The sequence below is a fragment of the Bradyrhizobium sp. LB13.1 genome (assembly GCF_054056815.1).
Map to the genome: position 1 here is coordinate 7503613 of NZ_JBSRYQ010000001.1, position 16897 is coordinate 7520509.

Sequence of the window (16897 nt, forward strand, 5' to 3'; positions counted from 1 at the left end):
TTAGCCCCCGAATGCCAAAACGCTTCCAGCGACAAGCAGACAGGCCCCGGCGAACGACCGTCCGCTTTCGGTACTTGCGTTGCACCAACCGGACGCCACGGCTCCGCACGAAAATCCGAGGCTAGCCATCGCGGCGCTCGACAGCGCCACAAGGCCGACATGGTCCGGCGCGTGCGACACGATATTGTCGATCGCAAGCAGCGGCGGCAGGACGTAGACCCAGCCCGCCGCCTGTATCAGGCGATGTGCGATCGGAAGACGCAGGACCAACAACGCGCCACACGAGATCAGCGCGACCGCGGCAAGACCGCCTTCGGCGGGCACACCGACACCGAGCGCAGAGCCTAGTGCGTCACAAACGCCGAACATCAGAATCAGAGGCAGCACATGCCATCGCGGAACGATGAATGCGAGCGCGAAGGCCACGATGAGGCTATCGGCGGACGTCCACAACAGATGCACTGACATGGAAACCATGACGCGGCCTCTGGCTGGCTACGTCAATCATGCATTGAACGGAGATCGTCTGGAAGTTGAAAGTGGAGGCAAGCGCCTCCCCGGAACGAACCGCCGCTCACGATCGCGTGCGCGGCGGCGAACAGGGCGGTTTCAGGCGCTAATCGTCGTCGGCGCCGAACATCCTGATCTGCGGGAAGCCACTGCCCGGACGGATCACGACGTCCCGAGTGCTGGAATCTTCACGAACGTTGCGCGCGACATCGTCCCAATCGGTCTGATCGCGCATGCCGCGTTGCTCGCGGGGGTCGTAACGACGGCGCTCGGCCCAACGCTCGCGGCGATCCATCCGGCGCCGTTCGGACGTGGCACGCTTCACGTCAGAATCCCTGGCCTTGGCACTGGCATTGTCCTTGGCATTGTCAGATGAAGAGGACGGCACCGTCGAAGCCTGCTGCTCGGCGGGTTTTACAACTTGCGGAGGCGAAGCGGCTGCCGGCTTGAATTGCTCCTTGGGCGGCTCGACTGCGGCTGCTTGCGGGGGATGCGGCGCGGGCGATTCAGCGTTTGCCTGGGTAATCTGCGTCTCGGATTTGGGCTCAGGCTTTGCTTCGTCCTGCGCCTGCGCAGGCACGACGACTATCGCGCCGAACGTTTTTGAGCCGGTGAGATATTGGACGCGCTCCAAGGGCGCACTCGTTGTTGTCGGTGCGGCGACTGGTTCAGCACGCTGCGCCATCTTGCCGGTATCAGGCCCCTGCTTGGGCGCGATTGGGTGCATGATATTGCCGGCGACGATGCCGCCGCCGAGACCAATCGCCATGGCGGCGACGATCGTTCCGGCACCGACGAAATAAGCTATCGAGGCGCGCATCGATCCACTCCCTCTTTGGAGCGGGTAACGTCTTGGGATTGCCCGATGTTCCAGAAGCGAGCGCGCGGTTCCCTAACCCATGCGTCAGATTTGCTGCGCGACCTTCTCGAGCCCGATGATGCGGGCAAGCTTGCGCACTTCCTCTTTCTGGTCGTCACGCAGCTGGAACAGCAGCGGCATCGCGGCCGACTTCAACTGCTGGACCTCGTCGCAATTGGGATCGATCGGCACGCCCTGCACGTTCGGATTGGACAGCTTGTTTGCCGAGATCTTGCGGACAACGTTGCGCAGCGCTGTCTCGACCGAAGGCCAGTAATATTCCTGCGACGACGACAATTTCAGACGGTCCCGGATGCCCGAGATCTGCACGTCGGAAAGCAGCGAATAGGATTTCTGCGGCTGCGGCTTGGCCACGACCTTCGGCTTGGCCGGGACCTCGACGGCCGGAACCTCTGAAGCGGCCGGAGCCTCGTTCACGTTCGCCTTGGATGTCGGGAAATCGGACGGCGTGGCGGCAGCGAACGCCTGGCGCAGCGGCTCGGCCAGCACGGGCGTTTGCGAGAGCTTGTCGGCTGGAACCTGAACCGGGTCGATTGCGGCCGAAGCCAGCGCCAGCGTCGGAACCAGACGGTCGGCCTTGGCAGCCCGGTTGGTTGCAAGCGGCTTAGGCGGCGTCTGCGAGATCATCTCAGCGCTGACGCTTGGCACGCTGTCACGGCCGAGAATGGCAGTGGTGGCGGCGCCGAGGACGAGGAAGCAGGTCAGCACGACGATGGTGATGGCTTTCGACAAACGTCTCTCCGCGTCCGACTTCAAGTCCACGTGATCACTGCTTGGAAACTAGGCGATAATTAAGGCCTAACCGAGCCATTGCGGCGGCAATCGCGCAGACTGCGGCGACATCGCCCGAAAAACTCAAGAAGATCAGGCAGCTAGCGCCAGATCGTAGGCGTCCTGGATGTCGGCCACGATCTCCGAGGCCTCCCAGACGCCGCGCGGCTCGACCGATTGCAACGTCACCGTCCAATTGCCGCCCCGGCGGGTGCGGGGGACACTGACAATGTCGAAGCGCACACTGCGGCACAGCGGATGGCGGGCCAGCGCATGGGCTACGCGAACGCGAATTTCGTCCAGTGAAGCCGCCGTCTTGGCGTTGAGATAGTCGAAGTCCATCGCCTGTCCCTCTCGGTCCTGATTGGCGCCGTGAGAGGGATTCTTGCCGGGCGTTGGTTAATCTGCCGTTAAGTGAGGGGCTTCGAAGGAGCGCTCGATTAACTGTGATGGGGACAAAAGGCCCCTGCCGGCCACCGCAGTTTTACGGGGAGAGGCGGTCACCCCGCCTCTCGATACTCGGCGACCGTCCGCGCGACGAGATCGTCGACCGCCATCACGTCGGTCACGCCCGATATCGAATGCCCGCCGCTCCAGATATCGCGCCAGCGCTTTGGGCGGCTCTCGCGTGCGTTGACGTCGATGTCCTTGCCGATGTCGATCGCGCCCCGCGCCGGCAGATCGTCGGGGTCGAGACCGGCTGCCACGATCGACGGCTTGAGCATGCTGGTCTGCAGGCCCGTGAACGCGGTGGTCAGCAGAATGTCGTCCGCGCTGCCGTCGACCAGCATTCGCTTGTGACGCTCGTCCGCCATGCTCTCGCGCGTCGCTATAAATTTTGTGCCCATGTAGCCAAGATCGCAGCCGAGCACTTCGGCCGCATGCAGCGCGCGACCGTCGCTGATGCCGCCCGCGAGCACGACGATGCCATCGTAGAATGCGCGCACCGCGCGGACGAAGGCAAACGGGTTGAGCCAGCCGGTCTGCCCGCCGGCGCCCGCGGTGAGCAGTACGAGCCCGTCGGCGCCGGCCTCCGCCGCGCGCTGGGCGTGGCGGATCGAGGCCACGTCCGCCAGCACCAGCGCGCCAGCTTCATGCAGCGGCTTCAACACCGGCTCGGGCGATCCAACGGAGGTAATGACGATCTCCGGCTTGTGGCGCAGCAGCACAGTGAGATCCTGCTCCAGCCGAGCGTTGGAGCGATGCACGATCAGGTTCGGGCAGAGTGGCGCGGCCCTGCGACCGGCTTGATCCTCGTGATGGCGCAGCCGCGTCTCGATTTCGGTGAGCCACGCCTCAAGCTGTTCCGCGCCACGGCAGTTCACAGTGGGGAAGCTGCCGATCACTCCGTTACGGCAGGCCGCGACCATGAGCTCGACGCCCGACACCAGAAACATCGGCGCCGCGATCAAAGGCAGATTGAGACGATCGCGAAAGCGTTGCAGTCGATCGGACGTCACAACCCTCCCTGTCACTCTTGCCTCCTTGCGCGGGCTTTGTCGTTCCATCCCGCATTCCCTGTGCTAGCCTTGCGCGCAACATTGGCACGTCAAACGCCGATGACAAAGCAATGAGGAAACATATGCCCGATCCGCTCCACGCATCGTCTCCGGCTTGTGCGCAGACGCTACGGGCACTGTCGCGCTATCCTGGCCGCACCGCTTTCGCCTGGCCCGGCGGATCGCTGAGCTATCAGGGCACAATCGACCTGATCGGACGCATCCAGAGCGTATTCATGCGCCTTGGATTGCAGCCCGGCGCGCGTGTCGCTCTCCTCACCGCCAATCGCGCCGACACCTGGTGCGCCGGTGTCGCCGCGCAATTGTCCAGGCTCTGCATCACCTGGCTGCATCCTCTGGGGTCGCGAGGAGACCAGCTCTTCCAGCTCGAGGATTCCGGGGCCGAGATGCTGGTGGTCGATGCGGCCTCCTTCCGCGAGCGCGGCGGCGAGCTCGCCACACAGGCGGGGCAGCTCAAGGCGGTCTTCACCATGGGACCGGCCGACTATGGCGTCGACCTGTTGCAGGCGATCGAGATCGAAGGCCACGCCACCGCGCTGTGCCTCGCCGGCGCCGACGATCTCGCGACACTGAACTACACCGGCGGGACGACCGGAAAATCCAAGGGCGCGCTGCGCTATCATCGCGAGAACAGCGGGGCGGCAGGTGCGATCCTCGCCGACTTCGAAATTCCAGAGGCGGCGCGCTATCTGACGGTCGCTCCGATCAGCCATGTCGCGGGCACAAAGGTGCTGCCGACCCTGATGCGCGGCGGCACCGTCCACATGCTGAAGGGTTTTGATCCCGAGGCGGTACTGGCCACCATCGCGCGCGAGCGGATCAATTTCACATTGTTCGTGCCCACCATGATCTACGTGCTGCTCGATCATCCCGCGCTGGGCAAGACCGACCTCTCCTCGCTCGAGCTTGTGCTCTATGGCGCCTCCGCGATGTCGCCGAGCCGGCTGATCGAGGGGATCGAGCGCATCGGGCCGGTGTTTTCGCAGCTCTACGGCCAGACCGAATGCTATCCCGTCTCGGTGCTGCGCAAGGCAGATCACAATCCCAAGACGCCGGAGCTGTTCCTGTCCTGCGGTTTCCCGATCGCGGCTTGCGAGGTCGAGATCCTCGACGACAACGACCAGGAGGTGAAGACGGGCGAAGCCGGCGAGATCTGCGTGCGCGCTCCACATGTCATGGCGGAGTACTGGAAGCGGCCGGACATCACCGCCGAAACGCTGAAGAACGGCTGGGTGCATACCGGCGACATCGCGCGCAAGGACGATCGCGGCTACATGTTCATCCTCGACCGCAAGAAGGACATGATCGTCTCTGGCGGTTTCAACATCTTTCCACGCGAGGTCGAGGACGTACTGTCGCAGCATGCGGACGTGGCGATGGTCGCGGTCGTCGGTATCCCCGACGAGAAATGGGGCGAAGCCGTCACCGCCGTCGTCGTCCTGCGCGAGGGCGCAAAACCTGATGCCGATGAGTTGATCAATCTGGTGAAGACGCGAAAGGGCTCGGCGCATGCGCCGAAGCAGATCCAGTTCGTCAAGCAACTGCCGATGACCGGCGTCGGCAAGGTCGACAAGAAAGTACTGCGCGCGAGCTTTTGGGGCGGGCGGGACCGGATGGTGGGATAGACACCCCGGAATTCTACGGTGTCATTGTGGCCCCGGCACCACAACGCGCAACGGAGTGAGCGCCGGCGATGCGCACGCAATTGCGCGCGAATCAGGGAATCAACTAGACCGCTAGCGGGGCTGGGAAGCGGAGTGTGAAATGAGAGTCGCTTCCCTGGAAAGTGCGTTGGCCGCGGTCACGTTGATCACGGCTATCATCGTGGTGCTGTGGGAGATCAAGATCTTCTACGGCGTGTGAACAGGCAGGATGCCGCGCCGAACAAGAGACCTTCGAACAGAAGGCTCGCGACCAGGCATCCCTTCCGCGGCGGCGGAAGCCTGCCGTTCAACCGGCCAAGGGAGCGATCGCGGCGCTCGCCGTCACGCTCACCGCTTCTCGATCACCAGGCTTTGCACCGCACGGCCGAAATAGCCCTGCCGGTCGGCGAGCCGCGACATCGCAAGCCCGGCGCCGTCAGGACCGATCCAGGAGTCGCCGTCGAGCAGGATCCATTCGCCGATCGGCTGGCGCGAAAAGCTGACGGTGAGGTCGGCGTTGATGTAGGTCCAGGCGCGGAAGTCGAGCGTCGAGGCGGTGCCGTTGGAGAAATCGGCGGCGACCACGGCGCGCATCGCCTGCGAGAGCGCTTCGCCTGCGATCAGGGGATGGTCGACCCGAAACCAGATCGCGCCCGCGCCGGCCTGGCCGAAGCGGCCGCGCGCGGCGCGCATCGAGACCGAACGTACGAACGGGCTGGTGGCGGCATGACCGTCCTCGACCAGCGAGTCCTCGGGCGACGGCAATTCGACCGGCAGCGCCTTGACGTCGTCGGGGAGCGCCAGCGCCTGGCGCTTGATCTTGAGCACGGTCGCGCCGACGACCTGCACGCCGTCGGCGAGCAGCTTGACCCCGCAGAGCTGGATCTTGCGGCCCTCGCGCAAGATCTCGGTCGTAATCGTGAGCGGCGCCACCGGCACGGGGCGCATCAGATCGATGGTGACGCGCGCGATGTCCATCGTTACAGGCGTCGGAATGCGCTCAGCCGCCCACGTCACCAGCGAGGCCGGCGCCGAACCGTGCTGCATACGCCGGTCCCACGGGCCCGCGGCGTCCGGGCTGGTGACGACGCTGTTGCCGTCGACGCGGTAAATGGGGGTCATGTCGTACTCGATCTCGGGTGGCGTTCCCCGGACGCAGCGTAACGCTCTTGCGGTGCGCTGCTGATCCGGGGTCCAGTTGTCGTGGCGGTGGGTCCCGGCTCTGCGGCGCGGCACCATAGCGCGTCGAAGACGCGCGTGAACGCGCTTATGACGCCGCACCGGGTCCGGGACACCACAGCGATCACAACGGCGGATCGACCGCTTCGTCGTATTCCTTCTTAAAGCGCGCGATCATTTCGGCGGCGGGCACGATGCCGTCGATGCTGCCGACGCCCTGGCCCGAACCCCAGATTTCCTTCCAGGCTTTTGGCTTGGCGCGCTCGCCGGAGGCGTCGGTGCCGAAGTTCATCTTGGAGGGATCGGAGGTCGGCAGGTTTTCCGGATCCATGCCGGCGGCGAGAATCGACGGCTTCAGATAGTTGCCGTGGACGCCGGTGAAGAGGTTGGAATAGACGATGTCGTCGGCGTTCGCGCCCGCGATCATCTCCTTGTACGTCTCGACCGCATTGGCTTCCTTGGTGGCAATGAAGGCCGAGCCGATATAGGCAAAGTCGGCGCCCAGGATGCGCGCAGCGCGGATCGCCTTGCCGTTGCCGATGGCGCCTGACAGCGCGATCGGGCCGTCGAACCATTTTCGCGTCTCGGCAACGAAAGCCAACGGCGAGATCGTGCCGGCATGGCCGCCGGCGCCGGCCGCGACCAGGATCAGGCCGTCGGCGCCCTTCTCGATCGCCTTGTGCGCGAATTTCTGGTTGATCACGTCGTGGAAGACGATGCCGCCCCAGCCGTGCACGGCCTGATTGAGCTCTTCGCGAGCACCGAGCGACGAAATGACCATCGGCACCTTGTACTTGGCGCAGAGCTGCATGTCGTGATCGAGCCGGTTGTTCGATTTGTGCACGATCTGGTTGACCGCGAACGGCGCCGACGGCTTGTCGGGATGGGCGCGGTCATAGGCCGCGAGCTCTTCGGTGATCCGCGCCAGCCACTCGTCGAGCAGTTCCGGCGGCCGCGCGTTCAGCGACGGAAACGATCCGACCACACCCGCCTTGCACTGCGCGATCACAAGATCGGGCACCGAGATGATGAAGAGCGGCGAACCGATCACAGGGATCGACAGGCGTCCCTTGAACAAGGCAGGCATGGACATTGCGAGAAGGTCCTCTGTTGGCGGTCAAATGGAAGTTGGGGGCCATACCAACAAGGCAATCTTTCCACTGTCAAGTATTGCGTTCTGACGCCGTGGCGGACGCCGTTACCGCAATTCCAAGCTACGGAATTCGCTGCGGGACGACGACATCACGCAATCAGATCCGGATTGATCAGCCGCTCGAATGAGAACATCTCGTCCCATGTCTCCTGCGTCAGCAGCTTGCGCTCGACCACGACGATCTGGTGCAGCGATTTGCCGCTCTTGTAGCCCTCGCGCGCGATCTCGGCGCATTGCTTGTAGCCGAGCAGCGGCTTCAGCACGGTGACGATGCCGAGCGAATTGAGCACCATGTTGCGGGTGTGCTCTTCGTTGGCAGTGATGCCCACGACGCAATTCTCGCGCAGGCTGTTGACCGCGCGCTCCATGGTACGGATCGAGAAGAACAGCGCGAACGAGATCACCGGCTCCATCACGTTGAGCTGGAGCTGGCCGGCGGACGCTGCGAGCGTCACCGTGGTGTCGAGCCCGATGACGAGGAAGCTGGTCTGGTTGACGACCTCGGGGATCACCGGATTGACCTTGCCGGGCATGATCGAGGAGCCCGGCTGAAGCTGCGGCAGGTTGATCTCGTTGAAGCCCGCACGCGGCCCCGAGGCGAGCAAGCGGATGTCGTTGCAGATTTTTGTCAGTTTGCTCGCGGTGCGTTTGAGCACACCGGAGAGCTGCACATAGGCGCCGGTATCCGACGTCGCCTCGACGAGGTCGCCGGCGAGGATGAAGTCGATGCCGGTGAGCGCGCTCAGGTGCCGGACCGCAAGTTTTGGATAGCCATGCGCCGCGGTGACGGAGGTGCCGATCGCAGTGGCGCCGAGATTGACCTCGCGCAGCAACGCGCGCGCCTCCGAGATGCGATCGACCTCCTCGCCCATCGTGGTGCCCCATCCGCGGAATTCGGCGCCGAGCGACATCGGCACCGCGTCCTGCAAATGTGTGCGGCCCATCTTCAGCACGCGCTCGAACTCCCGGCCCTTGGCGAAGAACGCCTCCTGGAGCTGGCGTAACGCGGTCATGTAGCTCTCGAGGCGCAGGATCAGCGCCAGCCGAAAGGCAGTCGGATAGGTGTCGTTGGTCGACTGGCCGTAATTGACGTGATCGTTGGGGCTGACATGCTGATAGTCGCCCTTGGCAAAGCCGAGCGATTCCAGCGCGAGATTGGCGATCACCTCGTTGGCGTTCATGTTGGTGGAGGTGCCGGCGCCGCCCTGGATGAAGTCGGTGACGAACTGGTCCATCATGTCGCCGGCGATGACGCGGTCGCAGCCCACGATGATGGCTTCCGCGACTTTGGTGTCCACCGCGCCGAGATCGCGATTGGCCATAGCCGCAGCCTTCTTCACGTAACCGAGCGCCTTCACGAAGTAAGGCTCCTGGTTCATCGGAATGCCGGTGATGTGGAAGTTCTCCTTCCCGCGGATGGTCTGGACGCCGTAATAGATGTCGTCGGCGATCTCACGCTGTCCGAGGAAGTCCTGCTCCGTACGGCTCATGGGCGCTCCTTGCTTGCTCGCGCGACGTCCTCAGTTCCGGCACAGCGCGCTGGTGACGAAGGTATCAGTGCGGCAGTCGTCCGGCTTGCGTTGCCTGCCCGGGATCAGAACCTTGGCCGAGCATTTCTCCGCGGAATCGGCATTCAGGCTCTTGCCTTCCGTGTAGCCCTTGCTCTGGCAGAGTTTGTCGGCGGCGAGCTTGCAGTCGGGCGCGCCGTTCGACGAGGCCGGACAGGCCACGCGTCCCGACACCATGCTCGACGGCTTCGCCAGGCGCGACAAATCGTTGATGGTCTCGCTCGGGCTTTTGATCGGCGGCAGGATCGAGGGCAGCTTGTCGAACAGCTTGCCCATTTCGTTGATCAGCCCGGGATTGTCCTCACGCGCCGGCGGTGACGAAGGAGCTGATGTCGAGGGCGGCGGCGCGGCCTGCGGTCCTTGCTCCTGCAAGCCGAGCGCTGGCGGCGCGGATTGCGGCCATCCGGTACCGCCAGCAGCCAGCAGGAGCGAAAGCACCGCAAATATCAGCGTCCCCGGTCGCAGGACCGGAATGCCGGATCGAAGCATCATGACGGCAACCGTAGCCGAACCTGGCGCGGCCGCAAAGCGCCTCGGGCTAGATCAATTTGGGTTAGATCAACTTGATCGCGATCACAAAGCCGAGCACCAGCACGGCGGCGCCGATCGCCACCCAGAGACCGAGATGCTTCTCGATCCTGACCCGGATCCAATCGCCATAGCGATTGAGCAGGATCGCGACGATGAAAAAACGACCGCCGCGCGCGACGATCGAGCAGATCATGAACAGGACGAGATTGTAGCCGGCAAAGCCCGAGGTGATCGTGACGAGCTTGTAGGGGATCGGCGTCAGTCCCTTGAGCAGGATGATCACCGCGCCCCACTCGGCATAGGAGGCGCGAAAGGCATCGACCTTGTCGCCGAGGCCATAGACCTGGATCAGCCAGTGACCGACCGAGTCGAACAGCAGCGCGCCGATGGCATAGCCGAGCAGGCCGCCCAGCACCGACGTCGCGGTGCAGATCGCCGCATAGATCCAGGCGCGCTGCGGACGCGCCAGCGACATCGGAATCAGCATCACGTCCGGCGGGACGGGAAAGAAGGAGCTTTCTGCGAAAGCCACGGCACCCAGGATCCAGAGCGCGTAAGGCTTGTGAGCGGCGTCGATGCACCAATCGTAGATACGTTTCAGCATGGCGCCGCGATGAAGCACCATCGGACGGATTTGTCCATCGCCAGTTTTGTGACGTTTCTAGTGGCGCTTCCGCGCCACGCGACCCTCGATCGCGACAATTGGCCGCCTGGCGGCCACGCGCGGTGACGCAACTTTGGGCAGCTTCATCGCCGATTTCGGCAGCTTCTCGGCGATGCCGAGCATGTCTTCCCGCCGGGTCATTTCGCGCCAGACGTCCTCGGGACGCACGCCGGCCGAGGCCCAGAGCACAGTGAGATTGTAGAGCAGATCGGCGCTTTCCCGGATCACGGCTTCGCTGTCGCCATTGACCGCATCGATGACGACCTCAATGGCCTCTTCGGCCAGTTTTTTCGCCATTTTGGAGGGCCCACGCTGAAACAGCCGGGCTGTACGCGATGTTGCCGGATCAAGGTCCCTGGCCGCGAGTACAGCCAGATATAGCCGCTCAAGCGAATCACTCATGGTCCTGAAAACTACTCTAAACCAATGGCGGGCGCGTTAACGTCTGACAATAAACGGCCAAACAGGCCATCGCGGCAAGCGCGACGGCCTGTTGTGGTCAAATTCTACGTAGCCGGGCTTAGTAGCAGGTCGAGGCGTAGCCTTGGCCGCCCTGCGCGGACTGATAGGGACCGCCGCAACGGTGGAACGGGCGCGGACCAATATACGAGTCGCCGCTGTAATAGACTGGGCCGTCATCATAGTAGGCCGGACCACCACCGTAATAGGCCGGGGCATCATAGGCGTAGGCGTCACGGCTCGCGGCGATCGCAAGCCCGGTGCCGATGGCGCCGGCAATGGCCGCGCCGGCAAGGGCCGCACCACCACCACCATGCCAGTGGCGGCCGCCGGCGTATGAGGCGGTCGGGGCGACCGCGGTCAACGCCAGCACCGCGGCAGTGGCAATAGCGGCCTTGCGGCCGGCAAACTTCGAAAAGCTGTCAAACATGTCCTGGACCCTCCTTGGGACCTCGAATGGTGCCTGACGACAGGCTCATGTCTCTCAAACACCCACATCCCATGTTGGGTTCCCCAACCCCAACACAAGCTGAACGGGGTTGCGTGATCGTGACGCAACCGCCGCTCATCCGCCGTTCATGTTGGCGCGGAGAGACTGCTCCGCCAGCCGGCGCTGCGAGCGTCACGAGATCACAACAAGGGCGAGACCGGCGCGACTGATGTTCAGATTCAAGACGACCGCCCTTCGCTGCCTGCAAGCCCTTGCAATCTCGCTTGCCGCGCTGACTGCACGCGATGTCACGGCGGCTGAGACCGCCGCGCCCTCTATTGCGATCCACTTCGCCTTCGACCGTCCGATCGATGCAAGCATGGCGCCGTTCTTCTTGGCTGCAAAGGACGGCAGCTTCGGCGCCGAACGTCTCAGCGTCTCCTTCAGCAGCACGGCCGGATCGCCGGAGGCGCTCGCGCGCGTCGCCAAGGGCGAAAGCGAGCTCGCGCTGGTCGACATCAATGAGCTGATCCGCTTCCGCGACAAGGACGATGCGGCACCGGTCAAGGCGGTGTTCGTGCTGTTCAACCGTGCGCCCTACGCGATCGTTGCCCGCAGGAGCCGCGGCATCCATCTGCCGCCCGATCTCGACGGCAAGACCGTCGGCGTCGCCGATAGCGACCTGTCGATGCGGCTGTGGCCGGCGCTGGCGCAGCAGAACGGCATCAACACGGCGCACATGAAATTCCACAGGATCAGCGCCGCCGTGCGCGAGCCGATCCTCTCCGCGGGACAGGTCGATGCCGTCTCCGGCTTCAGCTATCTCTCGGCAGTGAACCTGCGCGATCGCGGCGTACCCGGCGGCGATCTCGTCGTGCTTCGCTATGCCGACTATGGCTGCGAGGCTTATGGCTTTGCCGTCGTGGTCAACCCGGCTTTCGCCGCGGCCAAGCCGGACGCCGTGAAGGGATTCGTGCGCGCATTGATCGCAGGCATCAACGCGACCGTGAAAGAGCCGGCGCGTGCGGCGGACGAAGCCGCGAGCCGCATCGACGACGGCGACCGCAATCTCGAATTGGCGCGCCTGCGCACCGTCCTCGTCGACAATATCCAGACCGACGAAGTCCGTCGCAACGGCCTCGGCGGCATCGACCCCGCGCGCATGGACCGCTCGATCGACCAGATCGCGCAGGATTTCAAATTCCGCAAGAAGCCGGTTGCGGGGGATATCTTCGACGACCGGTTCCTGCCGCCGGTTGCAGGGCGGCTGATCAACTGAGCATCCGATCTTGGCTTGTGTAAGCAATTAGCTTACATAAGAAACTGCATCGGTTTTGGCAGCACCTTGATAAAGTCCTTCTGGAACAAGGCTTTTGGCGATCTCTGGTCTAAGGGAAAGACTGCGAAGATCGATTCAAAGATGCATGCCAGAGTTCTGCGACGGCTCGATCAACTCGATAGCGCCACGCTTCCCGAGGACATGGATGTGCTCGGCTTCGACTTTCATCGTCTGCACGGGAAGCCGGTCAAGTACACGGTCCATGTGAATGGTCCGTGGTGCATCACTTTCGAATTTGAAAACGGTGATGTCTATCGGGTCGATTTCGAGCAATATCACTAACACCGAGCCGAGATTGACTCGGCGTGGAGCTGCCATGGTCGAATATCCTGCCAAGCGAAATCCCCGCCGCTGTCCCGTTCATCCCGGCGCGGTGCTTCGCGAGGACATGCTGCCGGCCTCAGGCAAGACCAAGGTTGAGATCGCGCGCCTGTTAGGCATCTCGCGGCAGCATCTTCACGACATCATGGAAGAGAAGAAGCCCCTGTCGCCGGAGGTAGCGGTCCGTGTCGGGAAGCTGTTTGGAGGCGGCGCCGGGATCTGGGTCCGGATGCAGGCTGCCCACGACACCTGGCACGCGGAACAGACGGTGGACGTCAGCCATATCCCCACGTTGAAGGTGGCCTGAGCCGTCCACACCAATGTAGTCTTGCAGCCGTTCAACTGGTTGACTGACGACCTTCCCACGGTTCAGCGTATCGCATGCCCATCCTCCGTCTCTACACCCGCGTTCTCGAACTGCTCGGCAAGGAAGCAGGGCTCGGCTGGCTGCTGGCGTTTGCCAATCTCCTGCTTGCCGCCTCGCAGTTCGCAGAACCCGTGCTGTTCGGCCGGATCGTCGACGTGCTCTCCGGCAAGACGGTTGCCGGATCGGACTCGGCCTGGCCGTTTCTGATGGCCTGGGTGGCATTCGGGCTGTTCACCATCGCCTGCAGCGCGCTCGTGGCCTTGCAGGCCGACCGGCTCTCGCACCGCCAGCGCCAGGCGGTGCTGACCGACTATTTCGAGCACATCCTGCAATTGCCGCTGACCTTCCATTCCGGCACACATTCGGGCCGGCTGATGAAGGTGATGCTCAACGGCACCGATGCGCTGTGGCGGCTCTGGCTCGGCTTCTTCCGCGAGCACTTTGCCGCGATCCTGTCGGTCGTGGTGCTGCTGCCGCTATCATTGTACCTGAACTGGCGGCTCGCGATCCTGCTGTTCGTGCTTTGCATCGTCTTCACGGCGCTGACGACCTTCGTGGTGCGCAGAACCTTCGGCATGCAGATGGAGGTGGAGGAGCACTATAGCGAGCTCTCCGCGCGGGCTTCCGACGCCCTCGGCAACGTCGCGCTGGTGCAGAGTTTCGTGCGCGTCGAATCCGAGGTGAAGGGCTTGCGCTCCGTCGCCGACCAGTTACTCGCGGCGCAAATGCCGGTGCTGTCGTGGTGGGCGCTCGTCACCGTCATCACGCGCGCCTCCACCACCATCACCGTGCTCGCGATCTTCACACTGGGCATCTCGCTGCACGACCAGGGCCTGACCTCGGTCGGCGAAATCGTGATGTTCGTGAGCTTCGCGACGCTTCTGATCCAGAAGCTCGAGCAGGTCGTGAGCTTCATCAACAACGTATTCATGGAAGCCCCGCGCCTGCGCGAGTTTTTCAACGTGCTCGATGCCGTGCCCGCGGTGCACGACCGACCCGATGCGATCGACGCGGGTCGGCTCTCCGGCCTCGTCGAATTCAACGACGTCACCTTCTCCTATGACGGCAAACGGCCGGCGATCGAGGATCTCTCCTTCACCGCTCTGCCAGGCCAGACCATTGCGCTGGTCGGCGCGACCGGCGCCGGCAAGTCGACGGCGATTGCGCTGCTGCATCGCGCCTTCGATCCGCAGTCCGGCTTCATTAGGATCGACGGCATGGACGTGCGCGGGGGTGACGCTGACATCGCTGCGGCGGAACATCGGCGTGGTCTTTCAAGAGGCGCTGCTGTTCAATCGCTCGATCGCGGAGAATCTGCGCGTCGGCAAGCCGGACGCCACTGAGGCGGAGATGCGCAAGGCGGCAGGGCGCGCACAGGCGCTCGAATTCATCGAGCGCAGCGGCGGCTTCGAGACCAATGCCGGCGAGCGCGGCCGCATGCTGTCCGGCGGCGAGCGCCAGCGACTGTCGATCGCCCGCGCACTGCTGAAAGATCCGCCACTTCTGATCCTGGACGAGGCGACCAGCGCGCTCGACGCCGTCACCGAGGCCAAGGTGAATGCCGCTCTCGACGAAGTGATGAAGGGACGCACCACCTTCGTGATCGCCCACCGTCTCTCCACCATCCGCAATGCCACGCGGATCCTGGTGTTCGAGAACGGGCGTGTGATCGAAAGCGGAACTTTCGATGAACTCGTGGCCAAAGGCGGCCATTTCGCCGAGCTCGCCAGGGCCCAGTTCATGGTTCGGGAGAACGCACGGGCCAGCGTGACAGCTGCTGAGGCTGCCGCGACTGCCGCCCAGTCGCCTTAGCAAGTCTTCATGGGACCGTCGAAATTCGGCCTATTTCATTGCGGAATACCCCGCTGATGCCCCTATTCCCGACGCACCAGCCGGTATAGGTTTGCGACGCCGCAAGCGGCGGCGCTGGATTCAGAACCGAACATCAGATCACGAGAGCCGACCGGAACCGGCGGGTCTCCAAGGACCGGAATCGGATAGTGCACGCTCTTCGCCCGCTGCTTCGTAAATCCCTGTTCAACCTGTTCGCTGCGACACTCGCATGCGCCGCATCGCTCGCGCCGCGCGCGGCGAGCGCCGAAGCATTGCTGCTGATCGAGGCCGACACCGGCAAGGTGTTGCAGGCGGAAAACGCGACCATTCCATGGTATCCGGCTTCCGTCACCAAGATCATGACCGCCTATGTCACGCTGAAGGCGGTCAAGGACGGCAAGCTCACGCTCGACACGCTGATTACGGTGTCGCCGACAGCGGCCTCGCAATCGCCCTCGAAGATGGGATTCCGTCCGGGAACACAGCTCACCGTCGACAATGCGCTGAAGATGATGATGGTGAAGTCGGCGAACGACATGGCCGTTGTGCTCGCCGAAGGCGTCGGCGGCTCGATCGACGGCTTCTCCGCGATGATGAACGACACCGCACAAAGACTCGGCATGACGCAGACGAGCTACGTCAATCCGAACGGTCTGCCCGCCGACGGCCAGATCACGTCGGCGCGCGATCTCGGCATTCTCGCGCGCTCGTTCCTGCGCGACCTGCCGGAATACGAATACTTCGTGCACATCCCGGCGATCCGCTTCGGCAAGCGCGTCACCGGCAATTTCAACAAGCTGATCGGCCGCTATCCCGGTGCCGATGGTTTCAAGACCGGCTTCATCTGCGCCTCGGGCTACAACCTCGTTGCGTCGGCGACACGCAATGGCCGGAGACTGATTGCGGTGGTGCTCGGCGCCAATTCCGGCACCGCGCGCGCGGTGAAGGCAGCCCAGCTGCTCGAGCGCGGCTTCTCGCAAGACAATCTCACCTGGCTCCGCCCCTCGCTCGGCACCGTCGAAAAGCTGGTGCCGGTCGACGCCTCGCCGCCGAACCTGCGCGAGGACATGTGCGGCGGCCATCGCAAGCGGCCCGCCAGCGACGACGACGACGCACTGATCGCCACCAATGGCGGCACGAGCGGATCGGCCTCCGCCACCGGCGGCGAAGCCCAGGTGACGTTCTTCACCGCTGGGCTTCAACCTCCCTTGATGAAGGCCTCCGAGCTGATGGCCACGGCCGCGGCGGCCGCGGAGCCCGTGCTGGTCTATACCGGCCCGACCCGCACCGGTACCGCCCTGATCGCCGCGGTCGCGGCCGATGCCGACCAGCAGGCCACCCCAAAGTCGCGTGGCAAGAAGTCGCGCGTCGCCAAGAAGCCTGACGCGGCCGACAAGCCGAAGGATGCCAAGACGGACGCCAAGACCGAGGCCAAGACAGCGGCGGCGAAGCCGGTTGCCAAGCCAGCCGACGGCAAGAGCGCTGCCAAGCCGGCCGGGACCAAGCACGCTGCGGCCAAGTCGGATTCAGCAAAGTCCGATGCGGCGGCAAAACCTGCGGCAAGCGGCGATCAGGCACCCAAGCCCGCCAAGCCAAAGGCAGCGACCAAGCCCGCCGCCAAGCCGGCCAACAACAGTTAGCGGCGCTCCGAGCTGAGACCACGCCCACTTTGCACTGCGGCCGCGCGGTTTGGCAGGATTCCGGTAGCCACTCCCTGGCCTTTGCCCTA

The 16897-nt window shown here is 63.9% G+C and carries 17 protein-coding genes and 1 pseudogene; 6 read left to right on the forward strand and 12 right to left on the reverse strand.

All coding sequences use genetic code 11. The features are described from left to right. The 5 genes from ACVWYI_RS36405 to ACVWYI_RS36425 all read right to left on the reverse strand — a co-directional run bounded on the left by ACVWYI_RS36405 (window position 1) and on the right by ACVWYI_RS36425 (window position 3621). Window positions 1–477 carry a hypothetical protein gene (locus ACVWYI_RS36405; protein ID WP_456664403.1) on the reverse strand — a complete coding sequence of 159 codons (477 nt, stop codon included), beginning with the start codon at window positions 475–477 and terminating at the stop codon, window positions 1–3. Between the two features lie 139 nt (window positions 478–616). Further along, window positions 617–1330: a hypothetical protein gene (locus ACVWYI_RS36410; RefSeq protein WP_456664404.1), complete on the reverse strand. Its 714-nt coding sequence runs from the start codon at window positions 1328–1330 to the stop codon at window positions 617–619. Window positions 1331–1414: 84 nt separating this feature from the next. Continuing rightward, the gene (locus tag ACVWYI_RS36415) at window positions 1415–2122 is read right to left on the reverse strand and encodes a hypothetical protein (protein ID WP_247445213.1); all 708 of its coding nucleotides are present in this window, start codon (window positions 2120–2122) and stop codon (window positions 1415–1417) included. A 132-nt stretch (window positions 2123–2254) separates the two neighbouring features. Beyond that, window positions 2255–2503 carry a hypothetical protein gene (locus ACVWYI_RS36420; RefSeq protein ID WP_247339825.1) on the reverse strand — a complete coding sequence of 83 codons (249 nt, stop codon included), beginning with the start codon at window positions 2501–2503 and terminating at the stop codon, window positions 2255–2257. 158 nt (window positions 2504–2661) lie between these two features. Continuing rightward, a complete protein-coding gene (locus ACVWYI_RS36425) occupies window positions 2662–3621 on the reverse strand; it encodes an NAD(P)H-dependent flavin oxidoreductase (protein WP_456664618.1) in 960 nt (319 codons plus the stop codon). Window positions 3622–3743: 122 nt separating this feature from the next. Here ACVWYI_RS36425 and ACVWYI_RS36430 point away from each other — a divergent pair, with 122 nt between their 5' ends. Then, complete coding sequence (locus ACVWYI_RS36430; RefSeq protein ID WP_456664405.1) at window positions 3744–5306, forward strand: AMP-binding protein; 1563 nt, start codon at window positions 3744–3746, stop codon at window positions 5304–5306. A gap of 366 nt (window positions 5307–5672) precedes the next feature. Here the strand turns inward: ACVWYI_RS36430 and ACVWYI_RS36435 are convergent, their stop codons facing one another. The 7 genes from ACVWYI_RS36435 to ACVWYI_RS36465 all read right to left on the reverse strand — a co-directional run bounded on the left by ACVWYI_RS36435 (window position 5673) and on the right by ACVWYI_RS36465 (window position 11308). Then, entirely contained in the window at window positions 5673–6446 is a 774-nt protein-coding gene (locus ACVWYI_RS36435) for a thioesterase family protein (protein ID WP_456664406.1), read from the reverse strand. A 181-nt stretch (window positions 6447–6627) separates the two neighbouring features. Continuing rightward, window positions 6628–7596, reverse strand: coding sequence for an NAD(P)H-dependent flavin oxidoreductase (locus ACVWYI_RS36440; protein WP_247339822.1), 969 nt, complete (start codon window positions 7594–7596; stop codon window positions 6628–6630). 149 nt (window positions 7597–7745) lie between these two features. After that, window positions 7746–9146, reverse strand: a complete 1401-nt coding sequence (locus ACVWYI_RS36445; RefSeq protein WP_247339821.1) for an aspartate ammonia-lyase — start codon at window positions 9144–9146, stop codon at window positions 7746–7748. Window positions 9147–9176: 30 nt separating this feature from the next. After that, window positions 9177–9716 carry a hypothetical protein gene (locus ACVWYI_RS36450; protein ID WP_247339820.1) on the reverse strand — a complete coding sequence of 180 codons (540 nt, stop codon included), beginning with the start codon at window positions 9714–9716 and terminating at the stop codon, window positions 9177–9179. Between the two features lie 61 nt (window positions 9717–9777). Continuing rightward, window positions 9778–10380 (reverse strand): YqaA family protein, encoded by a 603-nt coding sequence (locus ACVWYI_RS36455; protein ID WP_247351210.1) that lies wholly within the window; start codon window positions 10378–10380, stop codon window positions 9778–9780. Window positions 10381–10416: 36 nt separating this feature from the next. Further along, complete coding sequence (hisE, locus tag ACVWYI_RS36460) at window positions 10417–10821, reverse strand: phosphoribosyl-ATP diphosphatase (RefSeq protein WP_247445218.1); 405 nt, start codon at window positions 10819–10821, stop codon at window positions 10417–10419. A 118-nt stretch (window positions 10822–10939) separates the two neighbouring features. Next, the gene (locus ACVWYI_RS36465) at window positions 10940–11308 is read right to left on the reverse strand and encodes a hypothetical protein (RefSeq protein WP_247445219.1); all 369 of its coding nucleotides are present in this window, start codon (window positions 11306–11308) and stop codon (window positions 10940–10942) included. Between the two features lie 229 nt (window positions 11309–11537). Between ACVWYI_RS36465 and ACVWYI_RS36470 the strand changes: the two genes are divergently transcribed. The 5 genes and pseudogenes from ACVWYI_RS36470 to ACVWYI_RS36490 all read left to right on the forward strand — a co-directional run bounded on the left by ACVWYI_RS36470 (window position 11538) and on the right by ACVWYI_RS36490 (window position 16808). Further along, window positions 11538–12587 carry an ABC transporter substrate-binding protein gene (locus ACVWYI_RS36470; protein ID WP_456664407.1) on the forward strand — a complete coding sequence of 350 codons (1050 nt, stop codon included), beginning with the start codon at window positions 11538–11540 and terminating at the stop codon, window positions 12585–12587. Between the two features lie 66 nt (window positions 12588–12653). After that, window positions 12654–12929, forward strand: coding sequence for a type II toxin-antitoxin system RelE/ParE family toxin (locus ACVWYI_RS36475; RefSeq protein ID WP_456664408.1), 276 nt, complete (start codon window positions 12654–12656; stop codon window positions 12927–12929). A gap of 34 nt (window positions 12930–12963) precedes the next feature. Then, the gene (locus ACVWYI_RS36480; RefSeq protein WP_247445221.1) at window positions 12964–13275 is read left to right on the forward strand and encodes a HigA family addiction module antitoxin; all 312 of its coding nucleotides are present in this window, start codon (window positions 12964–12966) and stop codon (window positions 13273–13275) included. A gap of 74 nt (window positions 13276–13349) precedes the next feature. Further along, window positions 13350–15147: pseudogene (locus tag ACVWYI_RS36485) on the forward strand (glucan ABC transporter ATP-binding protein/ permease). Window positions 15148–15335: 188 nt separating this feature from the next. Continuing rightward, window positions 15336–16808: a D-alanyl-D-alanine carboxypeptidase family protein gene (locus ACVWYI_RS36490; protein WP_247351216.1), complete on the forward strand. Its 1473-nt coding sequence runs from the start codon at window positions 15336–15338 to the stop codon at window positions 16806–16808. Window positions 16809–16897 lie beyond the last annotated feature (89 nt).